This window comes from Variovorax paradoxus (genome assembly GCF_009498455.1).
GTDB classification, from domain to species: domain Bacteria; phylum Pseudomonadota; class Gammaproteobacteria; order Burkholderiales; family Burkholderiaceae_C; genus Variovorax; species Variovorax paradoxus_H.
Genome location: NZ_CP045644.1, coordinates 7,153,468 through 7,165,001 on the forward strand (window position 1 = coordinate 7,153,468; position 11,534 = coordinate 7,165,001).

General features: G+C 69.1%; 11 protein-coding genes and 1 pseudogene. 2 read left to right on the forward strand and 10 right to left on the reverse strand.

All coding sequences use genetic code 11. From position 1 onward, the window contains the following. Positions 1–58: 58 nt before the first annotated feature. From GFK26_RS33255 to apbC, 3 genes are all read right to left on the reverse strand, one after another. Entirely contained in the window at positions 59–406 is a 348-nt protein-coding gene (locus GFK26_RS33255; RefSeq protein WP_056578386.1) for a winged helix-turn-helix domain-containing protein, read from the reverse strand. A gap of 50 nt (positions 407–456) precedes the next feature. Beyond that, entirely contained in the window at positions 457–1,407 is a 951-nt protein-coding gene (locus GFK26_RS33260) for a LysR family transcriptional regulator (RefSeq protein WP_153285718.1), read from the reverse strand. Between the two features lie 294 nt (positions 1,408–1,701). Continuing rightward, positions 1,702–2,793 (reverse strand): iron-sulfur cluster carrier protein ApbC, encoded by a 1,092-nt coding sequence (gene apbC, locus GFK26_RS33265; RefSeq protein WP_153285719.1) that lies wholly within the window; start codon positions 2,791–2,793, stop codon positions 1,702–1,704. Positions 2,794–2,886: 93 nt separating this feature from the next. Here apbC and GFK26_RS33270 point away from each other — a divergent pair, with 93 nt between their 5' ends. Next, positions 2,887–4,092, forward strand: a complete 1,206-nt coding sequence (locus tag GFK26_RS33270; RefSeq protein WP_153285720.1) for a patatin-like phospholipase family protein — start codon at positions 2,887–2,889, stop codon at positions 4,090–4,092. Positions 4,093–4,123: 31 nt separating this feature from the next. On the opposite strand, the gene GFK26_RS34415 is transcribed toward GFK26_RS33270, so the two are convergent. The 3 genes and pseudogenes from GFK26_RS34415 to GFK26_RS33280 form a co-directional block, all read right to left on the reverse strand. Beyond that, positions 4,124–5,329: a M20 family metallo-hydrolase gene (locus tag GFK26_RS34415; RefSeq protein WP_416222580.1), complete on the reverse strand. Its 1,206-nt coding sequence runs from the start codon at positions 5,327–5,329 to the stop codon at positions 4,124–4,126. Between the two features lie 42 nt (positions 5,330–5,371). Continuing rightward, positions 5,372–6,568, reverse strand: a pseudogene (locus tag GFK26_RS34420) (diaminopropionate ammonia-lyase); the annotation flags it as partial. Positions 6,569–6,596: 28 nt separating this feature from the next. After that, positions 6,597–7,778 (reverse strand): M20 aminoacylase family protein, encoded by a 1,182-nt coding sequence (locus tag GFK26_RS33280; protein ID WP_153285722.1) that lies wholly within the window; start codon positions 7,776–7,778, stop codon positions 6,597–6,599. A gap of 88 nt (positions 7,779–7,866) precedes the next feature. Here GFK26_RS33280 and GFK26_RS33285 point away from each other — a divergent pair, with 88 nt between their 5' ends. Further along, positions 7,867–8,340 carry an Lrp/AsnC family transcriptional regulator gene (locus tag GFK26_RS33285; RefSeq protein ID WP_101489038.1) on the forward strand — a complete coding sequence of 158 codons (474 nt, stop codon included), beginning with the start codon at positions 7,867–7,869 and terminating at the stop codon, positions 8,338–8,340. A 10-nt stretch (positions 8,341–8,350) separates the two neighbouring features. On the opposite strand, the gene GFK26_RS33290 is transcribed toward GFK26_RS33285, so the two are convergent. The 4 genes from GFK26_RS33290 to GFK26_RS33305 all read right to left on the reverse strand — a co-directional run bounded on the left by GFK26_RS33290 (position 8,351) and on the right by GFK26_RS33305 (position 11,435). Beyond that, positions 8,351–8,515, reverse strand: a complete 165-nt coding sequence (locus tag GFK26_RS33290) for a hypothetical protein (protein WP_153285723.1) — start codon at positions 8,513–8,515, stop codon at positions 8,351–8,353. A 377-nt stretch (positions 8,516–8,892) separates the two neighbouring features. Beyond that, the gene (locus tag GFK26_RS33295) at positions 8,893–9,603 is read right to left on the reverse strand and encodes a YceH family protein (protein WP_153285724.1); all 711 of its coding nucleotides are present in this window, start codon (positions 9,601–9,603) and stop codon (positions 8,893–8,895) included. 41 nt (positions 9,604–9,644) lie between these two features. Further along, positions 9,645–10,367 (reverse strand): phosphodiester glycosidase family protein, encoded by a 723-nt coding sequence (locus GFK26_RS33300; RefSeq protein WP_153285725.1) that lies wholly within the window; start codon positions 10,365–10,367, stop codon positions 9,645–9,647. Between the two features lie 36 nt (positions 10,368–10,403). Then, positions 10,404–11,435: an isocitrate/isopropylmalate dehydrogenase family protein gene (locus GFK26_RS33305; protein WP_153285726.1), complete on the reverse strand. Its 1,032-nt coding sequence runs from the start codon at positions 11,433–11,435 to the stop codon at positions 10,404–10,406. Positions 11,436–11,534: the final 99 nt, after the last annotated feature.

Genomic DNA, 11,534 nt, shown 5'->3' on the forward strand with positions numbered 1-11,534 from the left:
CCTGATGGCGCTGCGCGATGCGCTCGGCACGAGCCGTCGACCGATGCGTTGCTGCGGCTTAGGGGGCCAGCAGCCGCGTGAGCGCGCGAACATCGGCGGCCGTCGCCAGGCGCGCGGCGTTCTCGATCGCGCGGTAGCGCTTCACGATGTCCTCGCCCACGGGCGTGAGCGCCGTGCCGCCGCCGCGCGAGCCGCCCGCGGCCGTGTTCACCGCGGGCGAAGCCAGCGTCTGGTTCATCTCGTCGATCAGCATCCAGGCGCGTCGGTACGACATGCCGAGCAGGCGCGCCGCCGCCGAGATCGAACCGGTTTCGGCCACGGCTTCGAGCACGGCGATCTTGCCGGGGCCGATGGCGATGGCGTCGTCCCGGTAGATGCGCAGGCGGAACTGGGCTTTGGATTTCATGGTGGCGCGAAGGGTAAACCATCCAGTGCCATCGGCACTCGGTTGTGGGGCTACGGGGCGTCGAGCGCGCCGCTGTTTTCGCGCGCCTGTGCCTGCCATTCGGGCGTCTGCAGAAAGGCCAGCGCCGCGTCGAGCGCACGCGCGGGCCGCACGCCCTCCTGCGTCATGAAGCCGATGGGCGTGCGCACTTCGGGCGATACCAGCGGCAGTGCCTCCAGTTCGCGATGACTGCGCACGGCCGCCACCATGGCGCCGGGCAGCACGCTGCTGACGGTGCCCACGCTCACGGCCAGCGCGAGCGTGAGCACGGAATTGGTTTCGATGGCGGGCGCCACCGCGGCCACGGCAGCGTCGCGCAGGGCCTGGTCGATGATGGCGCGGTTGTGCATGTCGGGCGTGAGCAGGCACAGCGGCAGCTTGCCGGCTTCGGCCCACGCGATGGGGCGGCCGATGCGCAACCGGTCCGCCGAGGGCTTCTTCGCGCGCCGCAGCAGGAAGTAATGCTCGATGCTCTGCGGCCAGGCCTTGAGCTTGACGCCCGGCAGGTGCATGCGCTCGGTATAGCCCAGCGCGAGATCGACCGAAAGATTCTCCAGGCCCGTCTCCAGCTCCTGCGAACTCATCGAGAGCACGGCCGGCACGATGCCCGGATGCCGCTGCTGCAGCATCGCGGCAAAGCGCGACAGCATCGGGATCGCAGTCGGCACGGCGGCCATGCGCAGGCGCCCGCGCGGGTCGTCGGCCCCGCTGCGCAGCTCCTGCAGCAGCACCTCGTTGTCGCGCAGCATGCGCTGTGCCGTGGCCAGCACGCGCTCGCCTTCGTGCGTGAGGCCCACGTACACGCGCGAGCGCTTGACGATGACGACGCCGAACTCGCCTTCCAGCGCGCGCAGTGCGTTCGAAAGGGCCGGCTGCGTGATGTGGCAGGCTTGCGCGGCGCGGCCGAAATGCTTGTGCTCGCTGAGTGCGACGAGGTAGCGCATGGAGGCGAGCAGGTTCATTTCTTCTTGTCCTTTGTGTGCGCTCGTTCGGGGCGCGTGCACAGGCCACCGGGTACTTCCCTCCGCGAATGTCCCCCGGGCTTCGCCCTCCTCCTTGATTTCGCTGCGGGAAGCACCCAGTGCCCTGCGCACAGGACGCGCTGTGGGTGCTCACCGATCAACGACCGCTGCGCATGACGCTCACGTCGACGGGGTGCCTTGCGCAGCGAAATCAAGGAGGAGCCCGAAGGGCGGGGGACATTCGCGGAGCAAGGCTCCCCGTCGGCGGGAGCGTCGCCCTGAAACGCCCCTATCTCACGTGTTCTTGCTGATCGAAATCGTCGGAAACTTCGCAGAGAAGTCCTTCGCCTTCTCCGCAATCCCCACCGCCACGCGGCGCGCCACGGCCTTGTAGAGCGCAGCCACTTCGCCGTCGGGGTCGGACACCACGGTCGGCGCCCCGCTGTCCGCCTGCAGCCGGATGTTGATGTCCAGCGGCAGCGCGCCCAGGTATTCCATCTGGTATTCGGCCGCCATCTTCTTGCCGCCGTCCGCGCCGAAGATGTGCTCCGTGTGGCCGCAGTTCGAGCAGATGTGCACCGCCATGTTCTCCACGATGCCCAGGATCGGCACGCCGACCTTCTCGAACATCTTGATGCCCTTGCGCGCGTCGAGCAGCGCGATGTCCTGCGGCGTGGTGACGATCACCGCGCCCGTCATCGGCACGCGCTGGCTCAGCGTGAGCTGGATGTCGCCGGTGCCCGGCGGCATGTCGACGATCAGGTAGTCGAGGTCTTTCCAGTTGGTCTGGCGCAGCAGCTGCTCGAGCGCCTGCGTGGCCATGGGGCCGCGCCAGATCATGGCCTGGTCGGCGTCGACCAGGAAACCGATCGACATCACCTGCACGCCATGGCGCTCCTTGGGCTCCATGTTCTTGCCGTCGATGCTCTCGGGGCGGCCGTCCAGGCCCATCATCATGGGCTGGCTCGGGCCGTAGATGTCGGCGTCGAGCAGGCCCACGGTGGCGCCCTCGGCGGCCAGCGCCAGCGCCAGGTTGGCGGCCGTGGTGCTCTTGCCCACGCCGCCCTTGCCCGAGGCCACGGCCACGATGTTGCGCACGTTGGGCATCAGCTGCACGCCGCGCTGCACCGCATGGCTGATGACCCTGGTGACGATGTTGACCGACACGTTCTCCACGCCCGGCACCGTCTTGGCCGCGGCCACGAGCGACTTGCGGATGGCCGCGTGCTGGCTCTTGGCCGGGTAGCCCAGTTCGAGCTCGAACGAGACGTCGCCCTCGGCGATCTGGAGGTTTTTGAGCGAGCGCGTCGCTGCGAATTCTTTGCCGGTGTTAGGGTCCGTGACGCTCTTGAGCGCGTCCATGAGCCCGTCGGGGGTGAGTGCCATTGATCAAACTCCTGAATGGCGGGTAGTCTATTCCGCCTGCCAAGCCCGTACCGGGCCGCGTTCAATACCCGAAAACCCAGACGCAAAAAAAGAATGCCCGAGACACGCCCCGCCACCGGCCTGCTGCTGACAGGCGGCGGCGCCCGCGCCGCCTACCAGGTCGGCGTGCTCGAAGCCATCGCCGAGATCCGGCGCGACGCCCTGGCCGCCGGCGCGGCCATCGGCAGCGGCAATCCGTTCCAGGTCATCACCGGCACCTCGGCCGGCGCCATCAACGCCGCCGCGCTGGCCTGCGGTTCCGACGACTTCGACCGCGTGGTCGCGCACATCGCGCAGGTGTGGGGCAACTTTCGCGCCGAGCAGGTCTACCGCGCCGACTCGCTCTCGGTGCTCGGCAGCGGCGCGCGCTGGCGCATGCTGCTCGGCCTGGGGCGCTTCGCGGCCAACTGGATGCGCATCAAGCCGAAGTCGCTGCTCGACAACGCACCGCTGGCCGACCTGCTGGCGCGCCTGGTGCCGCTGAACCGGCTGCCGCAGCTCATGCAGCAGGGCCACGTGCAGGCGCTGGCCGTCACGGCGTCGAGCTACAGCTCGGGCGAGCACGTCACCTTCTTCGAGGCGGCCGTGCCGATGGAACCGTGGGTGCGTTCGCAGCGCCTGTCGGTGCGCGACCGCATCACGCATGCGCACCTGATGGCCTCGTCGGCCATTCCGTTCGTGTTCCCGGCCACCGCGCTGCCCATGCCGCCGGGCCACACCGAGTACTTCGGCGACGGCTCGATGCGGCAGTCGGCGCCCATCGCGGCAGCGATCCACTTGGGTGCGCAACGCATCGTGGTGATCGGCGCCGGCCGCATGCACGAGCCGCGCGACGAAGCCGGGCCGAACACGCACAGCGGCTATCCGACCATGGCGCAGATCGCGGGTCATGCGCTGTCGAGCATCTTTCTGGATGCGCTCGCGGTCGACATCGAACGGCTGCGCCGCATCAACCACACGCTGGGCCTGATCCCCGAAGAAGCGCGCACCGCGAGCACGCTGCGCCCACTCGACCTGCTGGTGATCTCGCCCTCGGAGCGCATCGACATGATCGCGGCGCGCCACGTCGATGCCCTGCCGGGCGCTGTGCGGCATCTGCTGGGCGGCTCGAAGGTCGCGGCCGACGTGAAGGGCGGCGCGTTGGCGAGCTACCTGCTGTTCGAGTCGGCCTACACGCGCGAGCTGATGGCACTCGGGCGCGCGGATGCGATGCGCCAGCGCGATGAAGTGGTGCGGTTCTTTGGGTGGGCGTTGAAGTGAGGGCGCCAGCGGTCGACTGACATCCCGCCGCTCACCCCGCCTCGTCCAACAGCCCCAGCACCACGTCCAGCAGCACATTCGCGCCCTGCGCGAGGTCGGCGCTCGCCGTGTGCTCCTTGGGGTTGTGGCTGATGCCGCGCACGCTTGGCACGAAGACCATCGCGGCGGGGCAGATGCGCGCCATCATCTGCGCGTCGTGGCCGGCACCTGAGGTCATGCGGCGGTGGCGAAGGCCGCGTGCATGCGCGCTGGCTTCGATGATGCGTACCAATCGCTCGTCGAACTGCACCGGCTCGAAACGCGCCAGCGTGCGGGCCGCGATGGTCACGCCTTCGGTCGCTTCGAGTTGCCGCAGGTAGCTCGCGAGCTCGCCTTCGGCCGCCTGCAGCGTCGCCTCGTCGGTGTTGCGCAGATCCACCGTGAGCGTGGCGCGCGCCGCGATCACGTTGATGAGGTTGGGATGCAGGTCGATCGCACCGACCGTCGCGACCTGGCTGCCGCCGTAGCGGCGCGCCAGCTCGCGCACGAACACCGCGATGGCGGCGGCGCAGTAGCCCGCGTCGTGGCGCAGGCGCATCGGCGTGGTGCCGGCGTGGTTCGACTGGCCGGTGACGACGATCTCTTGCCACGAGATGCCCTGCAGGTCGGCCACCGCACCGATGGTGACGCCTTCGGCCTCCAGCACCGGGCCCTGCTCGATGTGCAGCTCGACGAACGCATGCGGCACCAGCGTGCCGCAAGGCATGTCGCCCGCGTAGCCGATGCGCGCGAGTTCGTCGCCCAGCCGTGCGCCGTCGGTGGCGACGGTGTCGAGCGCCGCATCGAGCGCCAGGCCGCCCGCGTGCACCAGCGAGCCCAGCATGTCGGGCATGAAGCGCACGCCCTCCTCGTTGGTGAAGGCAGCGACCACAAAGGGGCGCAGCGTCTGGCGCTGGCGTTCGTTGAGCCAGCGCACCACCTCGAGGCCGGCCATCACGCCGTAGTTGCCGTCGTAGCGACCGCCCGTGGCGACGGTGTCGATGTGCGAGCCGGTCATCACGGGTTGGGCATGGGGCAGCTGGCCGGGTCGGATGCCGAAGATGTTGCCGATGCGGTCGATGCGCACCGTGAGGCCCAGCTCTCGCATCCACTGCACGAGCCGGTCGCGGCCCGCGCGGTCGGCGTCGGTGAGCGCAATGCGGCAGACGCCGCCTTGTGCGGTCGCGCCGATGGCGGCGTGGTCGTCGATGCGCGCCATCAGCGCGGCTTCGGCGATGCCTTCGTGTTGCAGCCATTGCGTCTGCGCCGCCACGACTTCTTCGCCCGAGCGGCCGGTCAGCGCGCGGTACACGCCGGGTGCGGTCGCGCCCTCGGTGCTGAACAGCAGCACGCGCGAGCTGGCGTCGAGGCCGGCTTTGCGCGCCAGTTCGGGGTCGGCCGCGAGCACCTGCAGCGCGGCAAGGCCGGCCGCGCCGGACTCGCCGACCAGCACGGGCACGTCGCCCGCCTCGCCGGTGGCGAAGGTGCGCATGGCGTGCTCGGCGTCGGCATCGGTCACGGTCATGAAGAGGTCGACGGAGGGCTGCAGAAAGCGCCACGCGAGCGGCGAGGTTTCGCCGCAGGCCAGCCCGGCCATCACGGAATCGACGCTGCCGGTGGCGCGGTCAGGCCGACCGCTGCGCGCGCTCTGCAGCAGGCAGTCGGCCTGCTCGGGTTCGACCACGATCAGCGCCGGCCGCGCGGCGCCGTAGCGCTCCCACAAATGGCTGGCCACGCCGGCTGCGAGCCCGCCGACGCCGCCTTGCACGATGACGTGCGTGAAAGGGCACGGCGCGCCGGGCGCGGTGGTCTCGAGCAACTCGTCGACGAGGATGCCGTAGCCCTGCATCACGTCGCGCGGAATCTCTTCGTAGCCTTCGTAGGAGGTGTCGGAAACCACCTGCCAGCCGTTTGCCTGGGCCAAACGCGCGGCCTCCTCGACCGAGGCGTCGTAGTTGCCGGCGATGCGCACGATCTCGGCGCCGAGCGCGGCGATGGGCGCCTCGCGCTCCTCGCTGACCTGCGCGTGCAGCACGATCACGCAGCGGCAGCCCATGCTCTGCGCGGCCGCGGCCAGTGCACGGCCGTGGTTGCCGTCGGTCGCGCTGATGACGACGAAATCGCGCAGCGCTGCCGCATGCCGGCCCGCGAACAGGTCGGCCGGCGCCCAGCCCCGCTCGGGCCAGCGGCGCAGCACCAGGCGCAGCAAGGCCACGGGCGCACCGAGCACCTTGAAGCTGCCGAGCGCGGAGCGGCGCGATTCGTCTTTCACGACGATCTGCGCGATGCCCAGTTGTGCCGCGAGCCGGGGCAGCGGCCACGCGGGTGTGGGCTGCGGTGAGAGCCGGTCCCAGGTGGACAGCCACTGGCGGCTCTCGCGGCCGCGTGCGATGTTCATGACGGCCTGCAGGGCCGCGTCGTAGCCGCGCCGTTGCGCGTGAGGGTTGGCGAAGAGCATGGGAAGAAAACTGGAAAAGAAAAATGGATCAGGCGGCGGTGCGCGCGGGAAGTCGCAGCCGCACGATCTCCGCGAAGTAGCGCGCGCCCGTGGTCAGCACCGCATCGTTGAAGTCGTAGCGGCCGTTGTGCAGTGGCGTGCCGCCAGGCTCGCCCTCGGCGCCGTTGCCCAGGAAGACGAAAGCGCCCGGCACGGCGCGCAGGAAGGCGCCGAAGTCTTCCGAGATCATCATCGGCGCGACATTGGCATCGACCTTCTCGGCGCCCACCACGGCCGTGGCGGCGGCCACCGCGGTCGGCACGCACTCGGCCCAGTTCACGGTGGGCGCGAACTCGTGCGTGTAGCTGAACGAGCATTGCGCGCCGTGCATGCGGCAGATGCCTTCGCTGATCTCGCGCATGCGCGTTTCGAGCATGCGCTGCACGGCGGGGTCGTAGCTGCGCGTGTCGCCCTTGATGACGACGTTCGACGGAATGGCGTTGCGGATGCCGTCGGTGATGAACTCGGTGCACGACACCACGGCCTGCGCGCCCGGGTCGAGCGTGCGCGAGACGATGGTCTGCAGCGCCAGCACGATCTGCGCGCCGATCACGATCGGGTCGATGCCCATGTGCGGCCGCGCCGCGTGCGTGCCCCGGCCATGGATGTGGATCACGAAGTTGTCTTCGCTCGCCATCAGGCCGCCCGCGCGCGTGGCGAAGGTGCCGGCGGGCAGGCCGGGCATGTTGTGCAGGCCGTAGATCTCGTCGACCGGGAAGCGCGTGAACAGGCCGTCGTCCATCATGGCGCGAGCGCCGCGCCCGTGCTCTTCGGCGGGCTGGAAGATGAAGCGCACGGTGCCGTCGAAATCGCGCCGCTCGCGCAGCAGTTGCGCGGCGCCGAGCACCATCGCCATGTGGCCGTCGTGGCCGCAGGCGTGCATGCGCCCGGGCGTGCCGGAGGTGTACGGCCGCTCGGTCGCCAGCTCGGTGATGGCCAGCGCGTCCATCTCGGCGCGCAGGCCGATCACGCCCGTCCCGCTGCCCACCGTGAGGCTGGCGACCAGCCCGGTGCCGCCGATGCCGCTGTGCACCTCGAGCCCCAGCGCCTGCAGCGCGTTGGCAATGAAGGCCGAGGTCTTGGCTTCCTCGAAGCCGGTCTCGGGCATCGCATGCAGCTGGTGCCGCCAGCCGGCCAGCTGGTCGCGCAGGGGGTGGTCTGGAAACTTCATGGCGAGATGCTATTGACAACGCGACGGGACAGGTGCGCAAAATGAGCTGTTCCTACGCAACGTTTTTGCGCGAATACCCCCTCTTTCCATGACGCCCCTCGACGCCCTCGATCTGCACCTGCTCGAACTGATCCAGGCCGACAGCCGCCTCTCGCAGGGCGAACTGGGCGAGCGCATCCACCTGTCGACGGCGGCGGTGAACCGCCGGCTCAAGCGCCTGCGCGACGAAGGCGTGATCCAGCGCCACGGCGCCGTGCTGTCGCCGGCCGCGCTCGGGCATCCGCTCACCATCGTGGTCGAGGTCGAGGCCGAGAGCGAGCAGATCGAACGGCTCGACGCCATGAAACAGAGCTTTCGCGACTGCCCGCAGGTGCAGCAGTGCTACTACGTGACGGGCGAGTGGGACTTCATCCTTGTGTGCGTGGTGCGCGACATGGCGCAGTACACCGCGCTCACCCGCCAGCTGTTTTTCCAGAGCAACAACGTCAAGCGCTTTCGCACGCTGGTGACGATGGACCCGGTGAAGGTGAGCCTGGATGTGCCGGTGTCGGCGGGGGGCTGAGGGCGCGGGCTCAGCGCACCGGCAGCATCGACCGCAACATCAGCAGCACCGCGCCGACGATCGGGGCCATCGCCAGCAGCCGACCGGGTTCGAAGGCCAGCCCTGCGATGGCGCCGACGAAACACCCGGCCTTGATCCACGTCGGCACCGCGCCCCAACCGCGCCGATGGGTCACCGCGAAGGCGACCAGCGCGATCCAGCCGACCGCACCGCCGAGGACCGACAGCGTCCAGCTCAGCAGGTAGAACGCCGAGTCCGCGTCGCGGAACGCGAGGGCCGTGCCCAGGCCGCGCCAGGTGTGCCACCAGCCGTCGAACAGCAGGAAGCCGGTGGCCGAGGCGGCCCACCAGAAGAAGGCGTAGAGGCTGGCAATGCCGGCGAGGGCCGCCAGTCCACCCAGCAGGCGGCGGGTGATGTCGTCGAAGGGCGTGTGGTCGCGCCAGGCGGCTGTCTGTCCGTGGTCTATGGTCGGAGCTCCATTGGGTTCGCAATGGGTCCGACGGTAGGCAGCGAATGTGCGGGCTGGATGAAGCCTGTGTGAACGCGGGGGGATCAGGCCTCGGGTGCTTCTGGCGTGGCTGGCGCGTCAGGGGAAATGCCCAGCTCCGAGCACACACGTCCCAGCAGCGCCTTCAGCGACGCCACCTCGGTTTCGAGCCGCGCCACGTTGGCCTTGAGCGCCGCGACTTCGCCGAGCGAATCGCCGTGCGTGGAAAACGCGCCGTCGCCCGATGCGCCCGGCCCCGCCACCTCTTCCGTGGGCGGCCCGCTCAGCAGGTGCGCCCAGCGGCTCTCGCGCGCGCCCGGCAGCCGCGCCAGCTTCACCACCAGCGCACCGGCCGGCCGTTCGGCCAACTCGTTGAGGAAGCCCTCGACCGACGAGATGTCGGCAAAGTTGTGCATGCGGTCGCAGGCGATGCGCAGTTCGCCGGCGGTCTGCGGGCCGCGCAGCATCAGCACGGTGAGCAGGATGACCGACTGCGACGGAATGCGCAGCACGCGGTCGGCGTTGTGTTCGTAGCGGAAGGCGCGCCCGCCGCTGGTTTCGGCCACGAGGCTGTAGCCCTTCAGGCTCTCGATGGCGGCCTGCACCTGCGACTCGCTGAGTTCGAGCACCGGGTTGCGACTGGTCTTCTGGTTGCAGCCCGACACCAGCGAGTTGAGCGTGAGCGGGTAGCTGTCGGGCACGGTGCGCTGCTTTTCGGCCAGCACCCCGAGCACGCGGGTTTCAAGGAGGGACAGGACGGGCAGCGGTGTGGACATGGCGCAGGGAGAAAAAACAGAAGTGGAAAGGCAACGGCGACTCAGGGCGCCACCACGGCCAGCATCGGCCCGAGGTCGCGCACGAAGTCGTTGCGCTGCAGTGTCTTCGAATAGATCGCCGACACGGTGCCGTCGAGGTACAGCGCGTCGCGGCAATGCAGCACATCGCGGAAGTAGAGCGCGAAATCGTAGAAATTCACCGGCGTTTCGGCAAAGACGAAGACCGCCGTCGAGCCCGACACGCACACGCCGTTGCGGGTCTTGCGCGAATCCGAATTCGGAATGAGCGCCGGATGCACCGCGCCGTGGCGCAGCAGCAGCGGGCCCGACTGGGTCGCCAACTGCACGCCGCCCTTCGCAGCCAACGCCGGGTACTCCGACGCCTCGACGATGCGCGGCCCGTCGGCCGTCACCAGGAACACGCCGTTGGGCTTGCGAAAGAAATTGCCGACACCGTCGGCCAGATTCAAAGGCGCTTCCTCGCGGCCTTCGCGCACCAGCAGGCCGACCGGTGCAAAGTCGGCGTGGTACATGCCGGCGTTCACCGCGAACAGCAGTTGCTTGTGGCGCGCCTTCAACCAGGCATCGAGCCGGTCGAAGCGCTTGAAGGCGGTGCCCGTGTCGTCGTTGAGGAACAGCGCGAGCCGTTCGGTGCGAAGGTCGACCTTCACGACGGTGTAGCGCGGCGGGTCGGCGGCCCCGGCGGCGGACCACGCCAGGCCGGCGAGCAGAAAGACCAGCGCAGGCAGCAGCAGTTTTTTCATGCGACGACCTGCGCTGCCTTTTTCTTGCTTGCTTGCTCAGCCGCCGTTGATGCGCGCGACCAGCGCCTTGGTGAAAGCGGCGGTGTTCGCCGAGCCGCCCAGGTCGCCGGTGCGCACGTTGTCGATGTTCAAAGTTTGGTCGATGGCCGTGCGCAGGCGCGTGGCCAGCTCGGGCATCTTCGTGTGGTCGAGCATCATCGCGGCGGCCAGCAGCAGTGCGGTGGGGTTGGCGATGCCCTTGCCGGCGATGTCGGGCGCCGAGCCGTGCACGGCCTCGAAGATGGCGGCATCGGTGCCGATGTTGGCGCCCGGTGCCATGCCCAGGCCGCCGACGAGGCCGGCCACGAGGTCCGACAGGATGTCGCCGAACAGGTTGGTCGTCACCAGCATGTCGAACTGCCAGGGGTTGAGCACCAGCTTCATGGCGCAGGCGTCCACGATGATCGAATCGAGTTCGAACTTGCCCTTGTACTTTTCGGCGTAGAGCTGCTCGCCGGTTTCCAGGAACAAGCCGGTCAGCACCTTCATGATGTTGGCCTTGTGCACCAGCGTGACCTTCTTGCGGCCGGTGGCGATCGCCGTGTCGAACGCGTACTCGAGCACCCGGCGGCAGCCCTGGCGCGTGTTGATGCCGGTGGCCATGCCCACGGCATGCGGGTCGCCGTCGATGCGCACATAGTGCTCGTGGCCGATGTAGAGGCCCTCGAGGTTCTCGCGCACGATCATCAAATCGATCTTGTCGAAGCGCCCGCCCGGGATGATGGTGCGCGCGGGGCGCAGGTTGGCGTACAGCTGGAACTCCTCGCGCAGCCGCACGTTCGACGAGCGATAACCGCCGCCCGAGGGGGTTTCGAGCGGGCCCTTGAGGGCCAGGCGGGTGCTGCGGATGCTGTCCAGCGTGGCCTTGGGCAGCGGATCGCCCGAAGCCTTCACGCCGCCGAGGCCGGCGATCTGGGTGTCCCACACGAAAGGCGCCTTCAGCGCATCGAGCGCGGCCAGCGTGGCGTCGACGATTTCGGGGCCGATGCCATCGCCGGGAATGAGGGTTGCGGGAATGGAGGTGGTCATCGGCTGCGGCTCGCTTTCTGGCGTTCTGTATCGGAGATCGAAGCATACGTCGCGCGCGAGACACCCCGCGCGTTTGTGGGTCACTCGCACCCTCAAACA